The organism is Streptomyces albidoflavus (assembly GCF_000719955.1).
GTDB classification, from domain to species: domain Bacteria; phylum Actinomycetota; class Actinomycetes; order Streptomycetales; family Streptomycetaceae; genus Streptomyces; species Streptomyces albidoflavus.
Genome location: NZ_JOII01000027.1, coordinates 53,452 through 72,611, shown reverse-complemented (window position 1 = coordinate 72,611; position 19,160 = coordinate 53,452). Strand labels below are relative to the sequence as shown.

Sequence of the window (19,160 nt, the reverse complement as noted above, 5' to 3'; positions counted from 1 at the left end):
GCGGGGTGTCGGCCCGCGCCGGCCCCCGGCGGTCCGGGGTCAGGCAGGGTCAGGAGGACCCGGCCCGCTCCCGGTCGTAGGCGGCCAGCGCCGCGCGGGCGCGGTCGGCGATCTCCTCGGGCGTGCCCGACACGTCGACGGAGACCCCGGCCTCGTCCGGCTGGAGCGGCTGGAGCGTCGCGAACTGCGAGTCGAGCAGCGCCGTCGGCATGAAGTGGCCCTTGCGTTCGGCCATCCGTTCCTCGATCAGCGCCCGGTCCCCGGTGAGGTGGACGAAGACCACGCCCGGCCCGGAGGCGCGCAGCCGGTCCCGGTAGGAGCGCTTGAGGGCGGAGCTGCTGACCACGCCGCCGAGCCCGGTCCGGCTGTGGGCCCAGGCGCCGATGGCGTCCAGCCACGGCCAGCGGTCGTCGTCGTCCAGCGGCGTGCCGGCCGACATCTTGGCGATGTTCGCCGGGGGGTGGAAGTCGTCGCCCTCGGCGTAGGGGACGCCGAGCCGTTCGGCGAGCAGGGGGCCGATCGTGGTCTTGCCGGTTCCTGCGACGCCCATGACCACGACGACGTGGGGGGTGTTCATTGCTGCCTCGCTCGCTGTCTTCTTCGACATCGTTCGCCTGTCGGGCCCCGGAGGGTCACGACACTGAAACCCATTAGATACGACTAATTCAAGAGCCTGTGACATAAAAGTCTGACTTTTTGTTCCCGCGGGCAGCCTCGTAGTCTGATCGACATGACCACACAGGGCGGGGGACTCCACGCACGCGTCCTCGAACGGCTCGGCCCCGCGATCACCGAGGGCCAGTACCCGGCGGGCAGCGTGCTGCGCACCGACGAGCTGGCCCAGCGCTACGAGGTCTCCCGCTCGGTCATGCGGGAGGCCGTCCGCGTCCTGGAGTCGATGCACCTGGTCGCCTCCCGGCGCCGGGTCGGCGTCACCGTGCTCCCGGCCGAGGAGTGGAACGTCTACGACCCGCAGGTCATCCGCTGGCGGCTGGCCGGCGCCGACCGCCCCCGCCAGCTCCGCTCACTGACCGTGCTCCGCTCGGCGGTCGAGCCGGTCGCCGCCGGGCTCGCCGCCCGCCACGCCACCTCGGCCCAGTGCGCGGAGCTGACCGAGAACGCCCTCGGCATGGTCGCCCACTCCCGGGGCCACCGGCTGGAGGGGTACCTGCGCCACGACATCGCCTTCCACCGCGTCGTCCTGCGCGCCTCCGGCAACGAGATGTTCGCCCGCCTCGGCGACGTGGTCGCCGAGGTCCTCTCCGGCCGCACCCACCACCAGGTGATGTTCCACGACCCGGACCCGGCCGCCGTCACCCTCCACGTACGCCTCGCCGAGGCCGTCCGCGAACGCGACGCCGGCCGCGCGGAGGCCCTCACCCGGGAGATCACCATCGGCGCCCTCCAGGAACTCGACATCCTGGACCCGCCGCCGGCGGCCCCGGCCGGGAGCTGACGGGCAGCGGAAGACCGGCGGGCCCGCTCAGTCCCGGACGTCCCCGTCCACGTACAGCCAGGCCCCGTTCCCCTCGGCCCGGGTGAAGCGGCTGTGCTCCGCCATCACCCCGGTCTCGCCCCCGGCGCTCCAGTGGGCGCGGAAGGTGACCGTCCCCGTGGCGTGGAAGGCGCTCCCCTCCGAGGTGCCGGTGATCTCCAGCCCCGTCCACCGCATCCCGTCGTCCAGGTCCAGCGCGGCGGGGCGGGTGCGCGGGTGCCAGGTGCGCAGCAGGTAGGCGGCGTCACGGGTGGCGAAGGCCGCGTACCGCGAGCGCATCAGCTGCTCCGCCGTCGCCGCCTCGGCGCTCCCGGCGTGGAACCGTCCGCAGCACGCGCCGTACGTCCGCCCGGTGCCGCACGGGCACGGGTCGGCGGGCCGCACCGCCACGGCGGCGGCACGGCGGGGAGCGGCGGAGCGGTTGCGGGCGCGACGTGACATGGCCCCATTCTCCACGGCCGTCCCCCGCCCGGCGCAGGCCGCCGGGCCCACCCGCGCTCCCGGTGGTCTCATCGCGGGTAGGGATCCCCTCGCCGAAGGACGCCGCCGTGAGTGACGAAGCCCCCCGGGTACGCCGGGTGTACGAGCCCGCCGAGCCCTCCGACGGCACCCGCGTCCTCGTCGACCGGCTCTGGCCCCGGGGCGTCTCCAAGGAACGCGCCGCCGTCGACGTGTGGCTGAAGGAGATCACCCCCTCGACCGAGCTGCGCGACTGGTACCACCAGAACCCCGAGGAGCGGTACGACGGCTTCACCGAGCGGTACCGCACCGAGCTGGCCGACCCGGCCCACCGGGCCGCGGTCGGCCAACTCCTCGACCTGATGGACCAGGGCACCGTGACGCTGATCATGTCCGAGGGGGGACTTGAACCCCCACGCCCGATAAAGGGCACTAGCACCTCAAGCTAGCGCGTCTGCCATTCCGCCACCCGGACAAGGTGTCTGTCGTCCGCCGGGTCTTCCCTGCGGCGACGTGGAAAACCATAGCAAACATCTGGGGGTCCCCGATCACCCCCGGGTCCCGCCCCGGGAGGGGCGCCGCGTGTGACGGGCGTATGTCGGCCGGGACCCGGTCTTGGGCGCGAGGCCCGCCCGGGGTGAGGATGAGAGGACCCAACACGGCGACAAGCCAAGGAGCAGCGTGAGCGAGCCGAAGACCGTCCAGGGGACCGGGAGCCTTCGCGGCGAGGACGAGGTGGTCGACCTCTGCCGCGACCTCATCCGGATCGACACCAGCAACTACGGCGACCACTCCGGCCCCGGCGAGCGGCGGGCCGCCGAGTACGTGGCGGAGAAGCTCGCCGAGGTCGGCCTCGAACCGGAGATCTTCGAGTCCCACCCGGGCCGCGCCTCCACCGTGGTCCGGATCGAGGGCGAGGACCGCTCCCGTCCCGGCCTGCTCATCCACGGCCACACCGACGTGGTCCCGGCCAACGCGGCCGACTGGACCCACGACCCGTTCTCCGGGGAGGTGGCCGACGGCTGTGTCTGGGGCCGTGGCGCCGTCGACATGAAGGACATGGACGCGATGACCCTCGCGGTGGTCCGCGAGCGGATGCGCACCGGCCGCAAGCCCCCGCGCGACCTCGTCCTCGCCTTCCTCGCCGACGAGGAGGCGGGCGGCACCTGGGGCGCCCGGCACCTGGTCGACAACCACCCCGGCCTCTTCGAGGGCGTCACCGAGGCGATCGGCGAGGTCGGCGGCTTCTCCTTCACCGTCAACGAGAAGCTCCGCCTCTACCTCGTGGAGACCGCCCAGAAGGGCATGCACTGGATGAAGCTGACCGTGGACGGCACCGCCGGACACGGTTCGATGATCCACCGCGACAACGCCATCACCGAACTCTCCGAGGCCGTGGGCCGGCTGGGCCGCCACGAGTTCCCCATCCGCGTCACCAAGACCCTGCGGCACTTCCTCGACGAACTCTCCGACGCCCTCGGCACCGAGCTGGACCCGGAGAGCATGGACGAGACGCTCGCCAAGCTCGGCGGCATCGCCAAGCTCATCGGCGCCTCGCTGAAGAACACCGCCAACCCCACCCAGCTCGGCGCCGGTTACAAGGTCAACGTCATCCCCGGCCAGGCCACCGCCCACGTCGACGGCCGCTTCCTGCCCGGGTACGAGGAGGAGTTCCTCGCCGACCTCGACCGCATCCTCGGCCCGCGGGTCCGCCGCGAGGACGTGCACGCGGACAAGGCGCTGGAGACCACCTTCGACGGCGCCCTGGTCGACGCCATGCAGACGGCGCTCTCCGCCGAGGACCCCATCGCCCGCGCCGTGCCCTACATGCTCTCCGCCGGCACCGACGCCAAGTCCTTCGACGACCTGGGCATCCGCTGCTTCGGCTTCTCGCCGCTCCAGCTCCCCCCGGAGCTGGACTTCGCCGGGATGTTCCACGGTGTGGACGAGCGGGTCCCGGTCGACGGACTGAAGTTCGGGGTGCGGGTGCTCGACCGGTTCCTCGACGCCTCCTGACGCCCTATCGGGTGAGCTTGGCGGCGGCCGCCCGTTGGTCCGGTTGCCGCAGCCGGGGCGCGGGCAGTCTCCCCCGCGCCGCGCCCCGGCCCACCGGCCTCACGCCGTATTCGGCCGGGCGTACGCATCCGACTGGGAAGAGTGAACGTCGGATTCCGCACGTACCCCCTCCTTGGATTCTTCGTTACACGTGGTGCGGTCCGCGGCTGGGATCGCATTGCCAACAAGGAGGAATCATGATCAAGAAGGTCGTCGCCGCTGCGGCAGCCACGGGTGGCCTCGTTCTCGCCGGTGCGGGCATGGCCGTCGCCGACGCCGGTGCCCAGGGTGCCGCTGTCGGTTCCCCCGGCGTTCTGTCCGGCAACGTGGTCCAGGTTCCGGTCCACGTCCCGGTGAACGTCTGTGGCAACACCGTCTCCGTGATCGGTCTGCTGAACCCCGCCTTCGGCAACGCCTGCGTCAACGCCTGACGTTGCGCCTCGCCCCGCCTCACGTGGGGCTGAAGTCCGCCGGCCCCGGAGCGCGCGCCATGCGCTCCGGGGCCGTCGGCATCTACGGGCGCCACCCAGTCGGGTGGCGCACACTCCGGAAGGTCAAAGGCAGGGAACAACCTATGCGACAGGTCATGCGCAAGGGCCTGATCACGGTGGCCGCGGCCACCGGCGTCATCGCCGTCACCGGCGGTTACGCACAAGCCGACGCGGGCGCGGGCAGCGCCGCCACCAACTCGCCGGGCGTGCTCTCCGGCAACTCCGTCTCCGTCCCGGTCCACGTGCCGGTCAACGCCTGCGGCAACAGCGTGGACGTGGTGGGTCTCCTCAACCCCGCCTTCGGCAACAGCTGCGCCAACAGCGGCGGGAGCCAGGCCGGGCCCGCCGAGCGCGCGGCCGAGCCGGCGGGGGACAGCTCCAACCGGGCGGGCGGAGCCACCCGGACCGCCGACAGCGGCGACTCCACCTCGGGTGCGAGTGCCGAGGCCGTCGCCGCCGGCTCGCCGGGGCTCCTCTCCGGCAACGTCGTCCAGGCGCCGGTCGACGTGCCGGTGAACGTCTGCGGCAACTCCGTCTCCGTGGTCGGGCTGCTGAACCCCGCCTTCGGCAACAACTGCGCCAACACGGCGCCCGAGCCGGAGAAGCCCCCGGTCACCCCGGAGAAGCCCGAGAAGCCCGTGGAGCCGCCGGTCACCCCGGAGAAGCCCGTGGAGCCCCCGGTCACTCCGGAGAAGCCGGTGAAGCCCCCGGTCACCCCGGAGGTCCCGGAGGAGCTCGCCGTGACGGGCAGCTCCGTGCCGCTGGGCCTCGGCGGTGCCGCGGCCGGCGGGCTGCTGCTCGGCGGAGCGATCCTCTACCGCAAGGCACGCCAGGCCGCCTGACCCGGACCGGGTACCCACCCGGCCGGTGCCAGGACGGCCCGGCACACGACGGAGGGCGGCGACCGCGTGTCGCCGCCCTTCGGCGTGCCCGGGCTCATCCGTCGCTCACCAGGTGGCCCGCAGCTGGCGGATGATCCGCCGCCGAAGCCGCACCCTGCGGCTGCCGTCCGGGAGCAGCACCAGCCGGTCCAGCTCCCAGTGGCCGTACTCGGCGTGGTCGGTGAGCAGGCGGGTCGTATCGGTGCGAGTGATCCCTCGCGGGACATACACGTCAGTGAATTCGTATTCCGGCATCGCATCTATTGTGCGGGAGCGGCCCCGGTACGGATAGCGTCAGCACCATGTCTGATGCTGAGCAGCCCACGGCTGCCGAGGTACGGGCCGCCGCCGAGGCGGTCAAGACCGCGCTCGACCGCCACCTGGCCGCGGTGGAGCGCAGGACGGGCGAGGACGATCCGGCCGTCCACGCCGCCTTCAACGACCTGGCCGCCGCCGCCGAGGAATACGACGAACTGCTCTACGAGCGCTACGACGAGGTCACCCCCTTCGACATCCCCGACGCCGAGGAGGCCCTGCCGCCGTACACCGGGCCCGACGAGCCCAGTGCCCTGAGCGTCCTCATCCGCCGCGACTACGCGGTCGCCGAACCCCGGCGGCTGCTCTCCCAGGCGCAGCGCATCGCCGACCACGACCGGGCCGGGGCCGCCGCCCCGCCCGGCTCCGGGGCGGGGGCCCAGGGCGTGGTCGGGGACAGCGTGCACGCCGCCCTCGGCATCCTGTTCGGCGAGTACGAGGCGGACGAGGTCGCCTCCCGGCACAAGGAGTTCGGGCTGGAGGAGGGGGATTCCACCCTGTGGGTGGTGGCCGCCGAGGAGCCCGCCGAGCCCGGGGAGTGGCTCGACGCGCCCTTCGAGGACGCCGATCCGGAGCTGGTCGTCTGCCGCTTCGACATGAGCGCCGTGTTCGACGAGGACCCGGACGACTCCGACGACGGGGAGCTCGACGACGTGATGGACATCGACGAGGACGCCGCCGAGGGGCTGGACGGGTATCAGGAGCGGCGGGGGCGCATCTGACGAGCTTGCCCGCGGCGGGGCCGGGTCCTTCGGGGTCCGGCCCCGCCCGCTTGCCCGGGCGCGGGGGCCTCAGGCGCCGGCCGGGCCGGGATCGCCGGCCGGCGCTTGGGCTCGGGTGTCAGGCTGTGGCCGGGGCCGGGAGCTGGGGCCTGAGCAGGAGGGGGAGGCGGGTGGTGCGGGGCTTGGCGGGGCGTTCCGCGACCGCGGTGGCGAGGGCCGGGCCGACTCCCTGGACGACGGAGAGGTGGCGTTCCGCGCGGCCGAAGGCGGTGTAGACCCAGTCGCGGGCCAGGGCCGGGCCGGCGTCGCCCGGGACGACCACGACGGCGGCCGGGGCGCGCAGGGTGACCGCCTGGTGGGCGGTGACCGCCCAGCCGTGGCGGAGGGTGGCCGCCACCCGGTCGCGGGCGACCAGGACCTCGCCGCCCGCGCAGCGCAGCCGCAGGCCCTCCTGCTCGGCGCCGAGGACCTGGCCCAGCTCGGTGCGGCCCGGCGCCGGGCTGTACGCCACCCGGTCGCCCGGGTCGAAACCGGCGAAGCGGCCGGGGCCGGGGTTGCACTTCTCCTTCAGGGCGGCGTTCAGCACGCGGGTGCCCGCCGCGCCTCCGTGGCCCGGGGTCACCACCAGGGTCTGCTCCGGGGGGACCTGGAAGGCGCGCGGCACGGACTCCGTGACCAGCTGCACCGTGCGGTGCACGGCCTCGGCCGGGTCGCGCACCGGGACGATCGCCACCTCGTGCCCGGGGGCGTCCACCGCCGTCAGCTCACCGGCGCCCACGCCCGAGACCAGCTCGCCCACCGGGCCCGGGTCCGGGGTGCGGGAGACGACGACGGGGCAGGCACGCGCGGCCAGCAGGTCGCCGAAGACCCGGCCGGGACCGGCCGAACCGAGGACCCCGGGGTCGCCGCTGAGCACGAGGCGCGCCCCGTCGGGCAGCGCCTCGACCAGCATCGCGGCGCTCTCCACGTCCAGTTGCGGCGCGTCGAGGACGACCAGCAGGTCGAGGGCGAGCGAGCCCTCCGCGTCCCGCCCGGGGCCCTCGGCGCCCGAGAGCAGCCCCGCCACGGTGGCCGCCCCGCCCTCGGTGCCGGAGAGCGCCGCCGCGAGCCGTGCCCGGCTGTCGGGGCCGTGTGCCGCGCCCCAGGCCCGCAGGCCGAGGGAGGCGGCGGCGGTGAGCAGCGCGGCCGGTTCGGCGCGGGCCGCCTCGCCGCCCGAGTGGAGGACGAGGCCGTGCCCGGCGGCGGCCCGGATCAGCTCGGCCGCCGACCCGCGCCCCTCGCCGCCCGCGCCCTGCCACTCCTCGGCTCCTGGTCCGGCCGCCGGCCGGGTGTTCACCAGCCCGGCCAGGCCGTCGGCGAGGCTCTCCTCGGCCAGGGCGTACCGCTCCAGGCCGATCAGCACCCGCACCGGGGTCTCGGCCGGTTCCTCCGTCTCGTCCGCGCCGGGGCCGGACACCGGAGCCGTCGGCGCGCCGGTGTCCAGCGGGTCCTGGAAGACCAGCACGTCGCCCTCGGCGACCGCTTCGCGCAGGGTGGCCTCCGGGTCCGGGACGGCGCGCTGTCCGAGCGCCGCGCGCAGGGCCTCGGCCTCCAGGGCGGTGTGCCCGGCGAGGGCGGCCTGCTCCAGGAGCCACCCGGTGACCGCCCGGCCGCGCCGCGCGTCGTCGGGCCTGGCCTCGGCGCCGAGGAGGGCGCGGGCGAACCCGTCGGCCTGCTCGGGGCGTACTCCTCGGGCGTGCAGCAGTTGCCACGGGTCCTCGCGCAGCGTCTCGGCGGCGCCGTCGCCCAGGGCCTCGGCGACGGCGGGGGCGAGGGCGGCGGGGGCGGAGCCGTCGGCGAGCACTGCCGCGACCTCGTCCACGGCCCGGTCGGAGGGACCGGTGGGCGCCGCCGGGGCGACCGGCGCGGGCGCGGGGCGGGCCGGCTCCGGGGCGGGCCTGCGCGGCGCGGCCGGCGCCGTCTCGGGGAGGTACGCGGTCGGCGCGGCCCCGCCCTCCACCGCCTTGACGGCGGCCAGCAGGTCGGCGGCGGCACCCTGGAGCTTGCCGCCCGCCTCGACCGGCGCCTCCCGCCCGGCCTTGCGCTCCTCGATGCGCCGCCGCAGCTCACGCTGGGCCGCCAGCTCGGCCTCCGCCTCGGAGAGCGCGGGCGCGGCCGCTTCGCCCTCCTCGCCGGAGGGGGCGGGAGTCTCGCCGTCGCCGGCCTCGCCCCGCGTCTCCTCGGGGCCGTGCTCCGGGGGCCGGGCGTCCTCGGGGGCCGCCGCCTGGGGGGCGGGCGCGTCCTCGTCGGCGGGCGCGGCGGCGGGGTCCGTACTCACAGCGTGCTCCAGTCCTGGTCGGGATAGCGGTGCACGGGCGCCGACACGTCGTCGAGCGCCTGGCAGATCTCGTCGGGAAGCGTAAGGGCTTCCGCCGACAGTGCCGCCGCGAGCTGCTCGGCGGTGCGCGGCCCGACGAGGGGGGCGCAGACGCCGGGCCGGTCGCGGACCCAGGCGAGTGCCACCTGGAGCGGGGTGGCGGCCAGGCCGTCGGCGGCGGTGGTGAGGGCGTCGACGACCCGGTCGCCCGCGTCGTCGAGGTAGGGCGCGACGAACCCGGCCAGCTGCTCGGAGGCGCCCCGGGAACCCGGCGGGCCCGGGGGAGCGGCCTGCCGGTACTTGCCGGTGAGGACGCCCCGGCCGAGCGGCGAGGAGGGGAGCAGGCCCACGCCGAGGTCGAGGGCGGCGGGCAGCACCTCGCGCTCCACGCCGCGCTGGAGCAGCGAGTACTCCATCTGGGTGCTGGCCAGTCTGGTGCGCCCGGCCGGCAGGGCCAGCTGCCAGGTGGCGGCCTTGGCCAGCTGCCAGCCGGAGAAGTTGGAGACCCCCGCGTACCGGGCGCGGCCGGTGGTGACGGCGATGTCGAGTGCCTGGAGAGTTTCGTCCAGCGGGGTCAGCGGGTCGAAGGCGTGGACCTGCCACAGGTCGACGTGGTCGGTGCCCAGCCGGTGCAGGGAGGCGTCGAGGGCGCCGAGGAGATGGCCGCGCGAGCCGTCGAACCGCCGCTGCGGGTCGGGGACGCTGCCCGCCTTGGTGGCGATCACCAGGTCCTCGCGGGGGACCAGCCGGTCGACGATCCGGCCGAGGAGGTACTCCGCCTCCCCGTCCGCGTACACGTCGGCGGTGTCGACGAGCGAACCGCCCGCCTCCCAGAAGGTCTTCACCAGCTCGGCGGCGTCGTGCTCGTCGGTGCCCCGGCCCCAGGTCAGGGTGCCCAGACCGATGCGGGACACGCGCAGGCCGGTGCGGCCCAGATGCCTCTGCTCCATGGTCGCCGAGAGTACTGGCCGCACACCGGTTCGTGGTGGCCTGTGGACAACCACGGCCGCACGGCGCGCCGTACGCCGCCACGTGACGGGGGCGACGTGCCCAGGCATACCGTCCGGACGGGTGGGAGCGCTAGAGTCCCCCGGAACGGGACGTTACCGATGGGTAAGGGGATTTGCGCATGCAGCTCGGCATCAACCTCGGCTACTGGGGCGCCGGTATGGACGCGGACAACCTGGCGGTCGCCAAGGAGGCCGACCGGCTGGGCTACTCGGTCTGCTGGGCCGCGGAGGCGTACGGCTCGGACGGCCCGACCGTCCTCGCCTGGGTCGCCGCCCAGACCGAGCGGATCGACATCGGCTCCGCGATCATGCAGATCCCGGCGCGTCAGCCCACCATGACCGCGATGACCGCGGCCACCCTCGACTCGCTCTCCGGCGGCCGCTTCCGCCTGGGCCTCGGCGTCTCCGGCCCGCAGGTCTCCGAGGGCTGGTACGGCGTCAAGTTCGACAAGCCGCTGGCCCGCACCCGCGAGTACGTCGAGATCGTCCGCAAGGCGATGAGCCGCGAGCGGGTCTCCTTCGAGGGCGACCACTGGACGCTGCCGCTGCCCGGCGGCCCCGGCAAGCCGCTCAAGCTCACCGTCCACCCCGAGCGCGAGCGCATCCCGCTCTACATCGCGGCGATCGGCCCGAAGAACCTGGAGCAGACCGGCGAGATCGCCGACGGCGCCCTGCTGATCTTCCCCGCCGCCGAGCACCTGGAGGAGACGGCCGTCCGCCATCTGCGCGCGGGCCGCGAGAAGGCCGGTCTCACCATGGAGGGCTTCGACGTCGTCCCGACCGTCCCGATCGCCGTCGGCGACGACGTGAACGGCCTCGCCGACCTCTTCCGCCCGTACACCGCGCTGTACGTCGGCGGCATGGGCAGCCGCAAGCAGAACTTCTACAACCAGCTCGCCGGGCGCATGGGGTACGAGAAGGAGGCCGCCGAGATCCAGGACAAGTACCTGGCCGGCGACAAGGGCGGGGCCGCCGCGGCCGTCCCGCACCAGCTCATCGACTCCACCACGCTGCTCGGCGGCGTCGACCGGATCGCCGACCGCATGCAGGCGTACGCCGCCGCGGGCGTCACCACCCTGACGCTCTCCCCGGCCGGCTTCACCCTCGACGAGCGGCTCGCCGCGCTGCGCGCCGGCACCGAGGCGCTGGAGCGGGCCGGCCTCGCCTGACCCCTCCGCAGCACGACGAAGGCCCCGCCGGTACGAGACCGGCGGGGCCTTCCAGCTCTACGGCCGTGGTGGGGGCTCGGGGGTCTTCCCCGCCACGGCCGTCACCAGGACAACGCCGCAGGGCCCACGGGGTTACGCCCACCGGCGCGCGACCTCGCCCCGCGCGCCGTCCCCCGTTCGGCCCAGCCCCGCCGCCGATGGCGTTGCCGGGCCCCGGGGGCGGCCGTTGACTGGCCTTCTGCGGACGACTGTCCGGCGACGCACGGAGGTTTGCGGATGCTCTCGGCCCGGAGTCTCTTCCAGGAGATCCTCGACAACGACGACGCCTACCGGCTCTTCTGCTCCATCGCCGCCAGCGGCGAGACGCAGGGAGGCTGGGAGAACGCCCGGATCGCCGCGCTGGTCCCCGAGGCGCAGCGCGCCCTGGCCCCCAAGATCGCCCGGCACGGCGCCGACGAGGACAAGCACGGCCGCATCTTCCAGGCCCTGCTGAGGAAGCGCGGCCTCGAACCCTGCGAGGTCCCCGGGGACACCGACTACACGATGCTCCTGGAACGCCACGGCATCGGCCTCGCCCACGCCCGCCTCCAGGCGGACACCCCGCTCAGCGAGCAGGACATCATCACCTACCTCGCGCACAGCCGCGTCACCGAGCAGCGCGCCTCCGAACAGATGCGGATGCTGCTGCGGTACTTCGGCGACCACCCCGAGCTCGGCCGGGCCGTCCGGATGATCTCCGACGACGAGGACAACCACCTCGCCTACTGCCACGAGGAGCTGCTGCGCCTCGCCCGGGCCGGCCACGGCCCCGCCATCCACCGCACCCTGCACACCTGCGTCCGCGCCGAACTCGCCGTCTACCGCGACGTCAGCCTCGCCGTGATGGCCCGGATGGGCGAGGTGCTGGGCTGGTCCGGGGCGCGCGGCCGGCTCCTCGCGGCGGGCATCCACGCCGCGTACCGGTACGAGCGGGTGCACGGCTGGCGGCGGATGGTCTCCCTCGCCCCGCCCGAGCGGCGCGACCCGCTCGGCGGACCGGCCACCGCCGCCCCCGAGTTCGCCTGAACCGGGCCCGGTCAGAGCCAGCCGCGCCGCTTGAACTGGCGGTGCAGGGCGACGGCGATGCCGACCATCACCAGGACCACCACCGGGTAGCTGCCCGGCCAGGCCAGCTCCGGCATCGACTCGAAGTTCATGCCGTAGATCCCGGCGATCATCGTCGGCACTGCCGCCATCGCCGCCCACGCCGAGATCTTCCGCATGTCGTCGTTCTGCCGGACGCCCATCTGCGCCAGGTGCGCCGAGAGGATGTCCGAGACCAGCCGGTCCAGGCTCTCCACCGACTCGTTGACCCGCAGCAGGTGGTCGCCGACGTCCCGGAAGAAGGGCTGCGAGGAGTCGTGCACGAACGGCACGCCGTGGCCGAACGGGCCGCCGCCGGCCAGCCGCCCCACCGGCGCCGCCAGCGGGCCCGTCGCCCGGCGGAACTCCACGATCTGCCGCTTGAAGGTGTAGATCCGCTCGGCGGTGTCCCGGCTGCCCGAGGAGTCGGGAGAGAAGACCTCCGTCTCCAGCTCCTCCAGGTCGGTCTGGAGTTCGGCCGCCACGACCAGGTAGTGGTCCACCACCGCGTCCGCGATGGCGTACAGCACCGCGGTGGGCCCGTGCGCCAGCATCTCCGGTTCGTGCTCCAGGCGGTCGCGCACCTCGGCCAGCGGCGCCCCGTCCCCGTGCCGGACCGTCACCACGAAGCCGTCGCCGACGAAGACCATCACCTCGCCGAGGGAGACCCGGTCGCTCCGCGGCTCGTACACCACCGGCTTCAGCACCATGAAGAGCGAGTCGTCGTACACCTCCAGCTTCGGCCGCTGGTGCGCCTTGAGGGCGTCCTCGACCGCCAGGGGGTGGAGTCCGAACTCCTCACTGACCCGCCCGAACTCCTCCTCGCTCGGGTCGAGCACGCCCAGCCAGACGAAGGCGTCGCCCGAGGCGCGGGCCTTCGCCAGCGCCTCGGTGAACTCGCCGGCCCGCTCGGTGCGGCGGCCGGCCCGGTAGATGGCACAGTCCACGATCACCGGGTCAGTCTTCCCCGCCCGGGCCGGTCCTCACCCGCCCTCCTCGTGCCCGTCGCCGTACCTGGTCCAGCCCTTACGCTGGCACGCATGCCCACCCTGATCCTCGTCCGGCACGGACGCTCCACCGCCAACACCGCGGGAATCCTCGCCGGGCGCACCCCGGGCGTCCGCCTCGACGACCACGGCCGCGCCCAGGCCGAGGCGCTGCCCGCCCGGCTCGCCGCGATCCCGCTGGCCGCCGCCGTCAGCAGCCCGCTGGAGCGCTGCCGGGAGACCCTCGCCCCGCTGCTCGCCGCCCGGCCCGGCCTCGCGGTCCACGAGGAGGAGGGGGTCAACGAGTGCGACTACGGCGACTGGTCGGGCCGCAAACTCTCCGAACTGAGCGGCGAGCCGCTCATGGAGGTCGTCCAGCAGCACCCCTCGGCCGCCGCGTTCCCGGGCGGCGAGTCGATGCGCCACATGCACCACCGCGCCGCCGAGGCGGTCCGGACGTGGAACACCCGCATCGCCGAGGAGCACGGCGAGGACGCCGCGTACGTCCTGTGCACCCACGGCGACATCATCAAGTCCCTGGTCGCCGACGCCCTCGGCCTCCACCTCGACCTCTTCCAGCGGATCTCGGTCCAGCCCTGCTCGGTCACCGCCATCCGCTTCACCCGGCTGCGCCCCTTCCTGGTCCGCCTCGGCGACACCGGCGACCTGGACTCCCTGGCCCCGCGCCCCGCCACCGGCGAGGACGCCGGACGAGCCACGGTCGGGGGCGGTACGGGCGCACCGTGATCGCCCGCCGCAGTAGGGTGAAACCGAGCGGGCGCCGCCCCTCGTCCCACCGCCCTCCGCCACCGATCCTCTGGAGATGCAGGACGTGTCCCGTCAGGTGTTCCTCTTCGACCCGCCCGAGCGCTTCGTCGCCGGGACGGTCGGTCTGCCCGGGCGCAGGACCTTCTTCCTCCAGGCCTCCTCGCAAGGCCGGGTCACCAGTGTGGCCTTGGAGAAGACCCAGGTCGCCGCGCTCGCGGAGCGTATGAACGAACTGCTCGACGAAGTCGTCCGGCGCAGCGGCGGCAACGCCGCGGTGCCCGCCGTGGTCCCGGCCGACGTCGCCGACAGCGCCCCCCTCGACAACCCGGTCGAGGAGGAGTTCCGGGTCGGCACCATGGCGCTGGCCTGGGACGGCGAGGACCAGCGGATGATCGTCGAGGCCCAGGCCCTGGTCGAGCTGGAGGGGGACTCCGACGAGGACCTCGCCGCCGCCGAGGAACGCCTCCTCCAGGACGAGGAGAACGGCCCCCCGATGCTGCGGGTCCGCCTCTCCGGAGCCCAGGCCCGGGCCTTCGCCAAGCGCGCCCTGGACGTCGTCAACGCCGGCCGGCCGCCCTGCCCGCTGTGCAGCCTGCCGCTCGACCCGGAAGGACACGTATGCCCGCGCCAGAACGGGTACCGCCGGGACCTGTGACCACCGCGCCCGCCGAGCCGGCCCCGGCCGGCTCCGTGACCGCCCTGCTCACCGGGGGCGAGCTGACCGTGCGCGGCCGCATCGCCGAGGCGTCCAACGCCGTGCTGCATTGCACCGTCGTCCACCAGGGCCGCACCGCCGCCTGCGTCTACAAGCCGGTGGCGGGGGAGCAGCCGCTCTGGGACTTCCCCGACGGCACACTGGCCCAGCGCGAGGTCGCGGCCTACGAGGTGTGCGCCGCCCTCGGCTGGGAGCTGATCCCGCCCACCGTGCTGCGCGAGGGCCCGTACGGTCCCGGCATGGTCCAGCTCTGGATCGACCAGGCCGACGAGGAGCCCGGGGAGCCCGCCGGGCCCGGCGGAGCGCCGGAGGCCGGGGAGAACGCCTCCGGCCCGGTCCCCGTCGGCCATCTGCTGGCCCTCGCCGACGCCGAGCGGCCCGCCCCCGAGGGATGGCGGGCGATCGGGCTGGCCGAGGTGCCCGGCGGCGGCACCGCCCTGCTCGTCCACGCCGACGATGCCCGGCTGCGCCGCCTCGCCGTGCTGGACGCCGTCATCAACAACAGCGACCGCAAGGGCGGCCACCTGCTGACCAGCGCCGACGGCCGCCTCCACGGCATCGACCACGGCGTCACCTTCCACACCGAGGACAAGCTGCGCACCCTGCTCTGGGGCTGGGCCGGCGAACCGCTCCCCGAGGAGGCGGTGGCCGCTCTCGGCCGCCTCGCCGCCGCCCTCGGCGAGGACGCCCCGCTCACCACCCGGCTGGCCGCCCTTCTCACCCCGGCCGAAGTGGCGGCGCTGCGCGACCGGGTGGCCGCCCTGCTGGCCTCCGGCACCCACCCCGTACCCGGCGGGGAGTGGCCCGCGATCCCCTGGCCGCCGGTCTGAGGACGCCGCGACCCGCACAGCGGGGCGGGCCGCGCAAGAGGGCACTCCCGGCCAATCAGCCCCGATCCGGTTCGTATCCGGATGCCACGTCCGGTTAGGCTCAGTCCCATGCATGCCTGGCCCGCTTCCGAGGTCCCCGCCCTTCCCGGCAAGGGTCGCGACCTGAGGATTCACGACACCGTGACCGGGGGGCCGAAGACCCTCACCCCCGGCCCCGTCGCCCGTCTCTACGTCTGCGGCATCACGCCGTACGACGCGACCCACATGGGTCACGCGGCGACCTACAACGCGTTCGACCTCGTTCAGCGCGTGTGGCTCGACACCAAGCGTCAGGTGCACTACGTCCAGAACGTCACGGACGTGGACGACCCCCTCCTGGAGCGCGCCGTGCGCGACGGGGTGGAGTGGACCGGGCTCGCCGAGCGCGAGACGGCCCTCTTCCGCGAGGACATGACCGCGCTCCGGATGATCCCGCCCCGCGACTACATCGGCGCCGTCGAGGCCATACCCCGCATCATCCCGCTGGTCGAGCGGCTGCGGGACGCCGGCGCCGCCTACGAGCTCGAAGGCGACCTCTACTTCTCCGTCGAGGCCGACCCGCACTTCGGCGAGGTCTCCCACCTCGACGCCACCGCCATGCGCCTGCTCTCCGCCGAACGCGGCGGCGACCCCGAGCGCCCGGGCAAGAAGAACCCCCTCGACCCGATGCTGTGGATGGCCGCCCGCGAGGGCGAGCCCAGCTGGGACGGCGGCAGCCTCGGACAGGGCCGCCCCGGCTGGCACATCGAGTGCGTCGCCATCGCCCTGGACCACCTCGGCATGGGCTTCGACCTCCAGGGCGGCGGCTCCGACCTGGTCTTCCCGCACCACGAGATGGGCGCCTCGCACGCCCACGCCGCCACCGGCGAGTACCCCTTCGCGCACTCCTACGTGCACGCCGGGATGGTCGCCCTGGACGGCGAGAAGATGTCCAAGTCCAAGGGGAACCTGGTCTTCGTCTCCGCGCTGCGCCGCGCCGGCGTCGACCCGGCCGCGATCCGCCTCGCCCTCCACGCCCACCACTACCGGGCCGACTGGGAGTGGACCGACGCCACCCTCCAGGAGGCCACCCGGCGCCTCGCCCGCTGGCGCGCCGCCGTCTCCCGCCCCGACGGCCCGGACGCCTCCGCCGTCGTCGAGCAGGTCCGCGCGGCCCTCGCCGACGACCTCGACGCCCCCGCCGCCCTGCGCGCCGTCGACGCCTGGGCCCGGCTCCAGGAGACCGAGGGCGGCACCGACGAGGGCGCCCCGGGCGTCGTCTCCCGCACCGTCGACGCGCTCCTGGGCGTCGCGCTCTGAGCCCACCCGGACGGACGAAGGGCCCCGCCGCGATCACCGTGGCGGGGCCCTTCCGTCTCTTCCGGGTCAGTCCTCGGAGCCGGAGGAGGAGCCCGGCGCCGGGCCGTCCTCGTCCCCGGCGCCCTCGTCCCCGGCGTCCTCGCCGTCGGCCCTGCCGTCCCCGGGGCCGCTCCCCGGGTCCTCGTCCGCAGGCCGGGGCATCTCCCGGCCCAGCGGGCCGTCGGGGGCCGTGCCCGGGAGGGGGCCGGTGCGCTTGGGGTGCGGCGGGCGGGAGCGGTCGGTGCCCTCGCGGAGGAAGGGGCCTTCGCCCTCGGCCGCGCGGCCGCCGTCGGTGGCGTGGCCGGGCGGGCCGCCGCCGTCGCGGCGGCGCAGGTACCGCTCGAACTCGCGGGCGATGGCCTCGCCGGACGCCTCGGGCAGCTCCGCGGTGTCCCGCGCCTCCTCCAGCGACTGGACGTACTCGGCGACCTCGCTGTCCTCGGCGGCCAGCTGGTCCACCCCCAGCTGCCAGGCCCGCGCGTCCTCCGCCAGGTCGCCCAGCGGGATGCGCAGGTCGAGCACGTCCTCCAGGCGGTTCAGCAGGGCCAGCGTCGCCTTCGGGTTGGGCGGCTGCGAGACGTAGTGCGGGACCGCCGCCCACAGGCTCACCGCCGGGATGCCCGCGTGCGTGCACGCCTCCTGGAGGATGCCGACGATGCCGGTGGGGCCCTCGTAGCGGCTCTCCTCCAGGTTCATCGTGCGGGCCAGGTCCGGGTCGGAGGTGACGCCGCTGACCGGGACCGGGCGGGTGTGCGGGGTGTCGCCGAGCAGGGCGCCGAGGACGACGACCATCTCGACGCCGAGTTCGTGGGCGAAGCCCAGGATCTCGTTGCAGAACGAGCGCCAGCGCATGCTGGGCTCGATGCCGCGCACCAGCACCAGGTCGCGCGGCTTCTCGCCGCCGATGCGGATCACCGACAGCCGGGTCGTCGGCCAGGTCACCTTGCGGACCCCGCCGTCCATCCACACCGTGGGGCGGTTGACCTGGAAGTCGTAGTAGTCCTCGGCGTCCAGCGCCGCGAACACCTCGCCCTTCCACTCCTGCTCCAGGTGCGCGACCGCGGTGGAGGCGGCGTCGCCGGCGTCGTTCCAGCCTTCGAACGCGGCCACCATGACCGGGTCGACCAGCTCGGGTACCCCCTCGAGCTCGATCACCCAGCGCCTCCTTCCGACGTGCCCTCGCGTACCGGCCCAACCTTACGGCGTCCGCGGGGGCCTCCCGCAGCCCCCTTGTGGGGCCGCGACGCTCGGAAGACTGCCCCGGACCGGGGCCGCGCACTCCCCCCGTACGGGTCCGAACGCCCGGCCCCGCTCAGCCCCAGAGCGTCGTCGGCGCCTCCCGGCGCACCACCGGCGCGATCTCCTCGGCGAACCGCTCCAGCTGGGCCAGTTGCTCGGCGCGCTCCAGGCCGAACCCGTCGACCGTCACCGACTGGAGGTCGTGGCCGTAGACCGCGTGGTAGCCGAGCAGCTTGTCGATGATCCGTTCGGGGGAGCCGATGAGCTGCGGCCCGTCCGCCATCGCCTCCTCGATCGTGCGGTACGGCGTGTTGTACCCCGCCCGGCCCGCCAGCGCGGGCTTGAAGCTCTGCCGCACCTGCGCCTCGTAGACCTCCTTGTACCGGGCCACCGCCTCCGCGTCGGTGTCGGCGATCAGCAGCCCGCCCGAGCCCGCGCCCACATAGGCACCGGCCGGGTCGTGGCCGTGCGCCTCGAACCGCTCCCGGTACAGGTCGACCAGGGCCGCGTACGCCGCCCTGGGCTGGATGGCGTTGGCGGTGAAGAGGGGGTCGCCGTGGAGCGCGGCCAGTTCGGGGGAGCGGGGGCTGGTGGCCGAGCCGTGCCAGACCCGGGGCGGGCCGGCGTAGGGGCGCGGCACCGTCGTCACGTCCTTCAGCGGCGTGCGGAACTCGCCCGTCCAGTCGACGTGTTCCTCACGCCACAGCCGCCGCAGCAGTTCGTACTTCTCCCGCTGGAGGTCCCACTGCCGCTCCTCGTCCAGGCCGAAGAGGGCGAAGTGGGCGGCGTCCGCGCCCTTGCCGACGACCAGTTCGATCCGGCCGCCGGAGAGCTGGTCGAGGGTGGCGTAGTCCTCGGCGACCCGGACCGGGTCCAGCACGGAGAGGACGGTGACGCCGGTCAGCAGGCGGATGCGGGTGGTGCGGGCGGCGAGCGCGCCGAGGACGGCGACCGGGGCCGAGGAGAGGAACGGGCCGGCGTGCCGCTCGCCGACCGCGAACGCGTCCAGGCCGAGGCGTTCGGCCGCCTCGGCCTGGGCCAGCACGTCGCCGAAGCGGTCGGCGGGGGCGGGGGTCCGTCCGGTGAGCGGGTGCGGGCCGTGGCCGATGAGGGAGAGCACCTGGAATCTCATGGATTCCAGCCTGCGCCCCGGGTGTTGCGGCGGTGTGG

Annotated in this window: 19 protein-coding genes, 1 tRNA gene and 1 pseudogene; 12 read left to right on the top strand and 9 right to left on the bottom strand. The window is 74.6% G+C overall.

Going from position 1 to position 19,160, the window contains the following annotated elements:
• Positions 1-49: 49 nt before the first annotated feature.
• Entirely contained in the window at positions 50-577 is a 528-nt protein-coding gene (locus tag IF45_RS0123700; protein WP_030309414.1) for a gluconokinase, read from the bottom strand.
• Positions 578-730: 153 nt separating this feature from the next.
• Here IF45_RS0123700 and IF45_RS0123695 point away from each other — a divergent pair, with 153 nt between their 5' ends.
• Positions 731-1,456 (top strand): FadR/GntR family transcriptional regulator, encoded by a 726-nt coding sequence (locus tag IF45_RS0123695; RefSeq protein WP_003947238.1) that lies wholly within the window; start codon positions 731-733, stop codon positions 1,454-1,456.
• 27 nt (positions 1,457-1,483) lie between these two features.
• On the opposite strand, the gene IF45_RS0123690 is transcribed toward IF45_RS0123695, so the two are convergent.
• Positions 1,484-1,936 (bottom strand): YchJ family protein, encoded by a 453-nt coding sequence (locus IF45_RS0123690; RefSeq protein ID WP_015508122.1) that lies wholly within the window; start codon positions 1,934-1,936, stop codon positions 1,484-1,486.
• A 107-nt stretch (positions 1,937-2,043) separates the two neighbouring features.
• On the opposite strand from IF45_RS0123690, the pseudogene IF45_RS32560 reads away from it, so the two are divergent.
• Positions 2,044-2,343, top strand: a pseudogene (locus tag IF45_RS32560) (DUF488 domain-containing protein); the annotation flags it as partial.
• 1 nt (position 2,344) lies between these two features.
• Here IF45_RS32560 and IF45_RS0123685 read toward each other — a convergent pair.
• A tRNA-Leu gene (locus IF45_RS0123685) sits at positions 2,345-2,429 on the bottom strand.
• Between the two features lie 206 nt (positions 2,430-2,635).
• Between IF45_RS0123685 and IF45_RS0123680 the strand changes: the two genes are divergently transcribed.
• From IF45_RS0123680 to IF45_RS34305, 3 genes are all read left to right on the top strand, one after another.
• The gene (locus IF45_RS0123680; RefSeq protein ID WP_030309412.1) at positions 2,636-3,970 is read left to right on the top strand and encodes a M20/M25/M40 family metallo-hydrolase; all 1,335 of its coding nucleotides are present in this window, start codon (positions 2,636-2,638) and stop codon (positions 3,968-3,970) included.
• Between the two features lie 236 nt (positions 3,971-4,206).
• A complete protein-coding gene (gene chpH / locus IF45_RS0123675) occupies positions 4,207-4,440 on the top strand; it encodes a chaplin ChpH (RefSeq protein WP_003947234.1) in 234 nt (77 codons plus the stop codon).
• Between the two features lie 143 nt (positions 4,441-4,583).
• Positions 4,584-5,342: a chaplin gene (locus IF45_RS34305; protein WP_010636684.1), complete on the top strand. Its 759-nt coding sequence runs from the start codon at positions 4,584-4,586 to the stop codon at positions 5,340-5,342.
• Positions 5,343-5,447: 105 nt separating this feature from the next.
• Here the strand turns inward: IF45_RS34305 and IF45_RS0123665 are convergent, their stop codons facing one another.
• Positions 5,448-5,636 (bottom strand): DUF5703 family protein, encoded by a 189-nt coding sequence (locus IF45_RS0123665; RefSeq protein ID WP_003947232.1) that lies wholly within the window; start codon positions 5,634-5,636, stop codon positions 5,448-5,450.
• 47 nt (positions 5,637-5,683) lie between these two features.
• Here IF45_RS0123665 and IF45_RS0123660 point away from each other — a divergent pair, with 47 nt between their 5' ends.
• Positions 5,684-6,418, top strand: a complete 735-nt coding sequence (locus tag IF45_RS0123660) for a hypothetical protein (RefSeq protein WP_030309410.1) — start codon at positions 5,684-5,686, stop codon at positions 6,416-6,418.
• A 118-nt stretch (positions 6,419-6,536) separates the two neighbouring features.
• Here IF45_RS0123660 and IF45_RS0123655 read toward each other — a convergent pair whose 3' ends face one another.
• Positions 6,537-8,735: a helix-hairpin-helix domain-containing protein gene (locus tag IF45_RS0123655; protein WP_030309408.1), complete on the bottom strand. Its 2,199-nt coding sequence runs from the start codon at positions 8,733-8,735 to the stop codon at positions 6,537-6,539.
• Positions 8,732-9,724 (bottom strand): aldo/keto reductase, encoded by a 993-nt coding sequence (locus IF45_RS0123650; protein WP_003947229.1) that lies wholly within the window; start codon positions 9,722-9,724, stop codon positions 8,732-8,734. The genes IF45_RS0123655 and IF45_RS0123650 overlap by 4 nt, the downstream gene beginning before the upstream one ends.
• A 179-nt stretch (positions 9,725-9,903) precedes the next feature.
• Between IF45_RS0123650 and IF45_RS0123645 the strand changes: the two genes are divergently transcribed.
• The gene (locus IF45_RS0123645) at positions 9,904-10,953 is read left to right on the top strand and encodes an LLM class F420-dependent oxidoreductase (RefSeq protein ID WP_030309406.1); all 1,050 of its coding nucleotides are present in this window, start codon (positions 9,904-9,906) and stop codon (positions 10,951-10,953) included.
• 276 nt (positions 10,954-11,229) lie between these two features.
• Positions 11,230-12,018 carry a hypothetical protein gene (locus IF45_RS0123640; RefSeq protein WP_030309405.1) on the top strand — a complete coding sequence of 263 codons (789 nt, stop codon included), beginning with the start codon at positions 11,230-11,232 and terminating at the stop codon, positions 12,016-12,018.
• Positions 12,019-12,029: 11 nt separating this feature from the next.
• Here the strand turns inward: IF45_RS0123640 and IF45_RS0123635 are convergent, their stop codons facing one another.
• Positions 12,030-13,028: a magnesium and cobalt transport protein CorA gene (locus IF45_RS0123635; protein ID WP_008409521.1), complete on the bottom strand. Its 999-nt coding sequence runs from the start codon at positions 13,026-13,028 to the stop codon at positions 12,030-12,032.
• 87 nt (positions 13,029-13,115) lie between these two features.
• Between IF45_RS0123635 and IF45_RS0123630 the strand changes: the two genes are divergently transcribed.
• The 4 genes from IF45_RS0123630 to mshC all read left to right on the top strand — a co-directional run bounded on the left by IF45_RS0123630 (position 13,116) and on the right by mshC (position 16,712).
• Positions 13,116-13,808, top strand: coding sequence for a histidine phosphatase family protein (locus tag IF45_RS0123630; RefSeq protein ID WP_003947225.1), 693 nt, complete (start codon positions 13,116-13,118; stop codon positions 13,806-13,808).
• Between the two features lie 85 nt (positions 13,809-13,893).
• Positions 13,894-14,484, top strand: coding sequence for a DUF3090 domain-containing protein (locus IF45_RS0123625; protein WP_008409519.1), 591 nt, complete (start codon positions 13,894-13,896; stop codon positions 14,482-14,484).
• Positions 14,448-15,374 carry an SCO1664 family protein gene (locus tag IF45_RS0123620; protein ID WP_030309403.1) on the top strand — a complete coding sequence of 309 codons (927 nt, stop codon included), beginning with the start codon at positions 14,448-14,450 and terminating at the stop codon, positions 15,372-15,374. The genes IF45_RS0123625 and IF45_RS0123620 overlap by 37 nt, the downstream gene beginning before the upstream one ends.
• Positions 15,375-15,482: 108 nt before the next feature.
• Positions 15,483-16,712: a cysteine--1-D-myo-inosityl 2-amino-2-deoxy-alpha-D-glucopyranoside ligase gene (gene mshC / locus IF45_RS0123615; RefSeq protein ID WP_008409515.1), complete on the top strand. Its 1,230-nt coding sequence runs from the start codon at positions 15,483-15,485 to the stop codon at positions 16,710-16,712.
• Positions 16,713-16,778: 66 nt separating this feature from the next.
• On the opposite strand, the gene IF45_RS0123610 is transcribed toward mshC, so the two are convergent.
• Together IF45_RS0123610 and IF45_RS0123605 are read right to left on the bottom strand one after the other, a co-directional pair.
• A complete protein-coding gene (locus IF45_RS0123610) occupies positions 16,779-17,906 on the bottom strand; it encodes a PAC2 family protein (protein WP_078842916.1) in 1,128 nt (375 codons plus the stop codon).
• 157 nt (positions 17,907-18,063) lie between these two features.
• Complete coding sequence (locus IF45_RS0123605; protein ID WP_030309399.1) at positions 18,064-19,122, bottom strand: LLM class flavin-dependent oxidoreductase; 1,059 nt, start codon at positions 19,120-19,122, stop codon at positions 18,064-18,066.
• Positions 19,123-19,160: the final 38 nt, after the last annotated feature.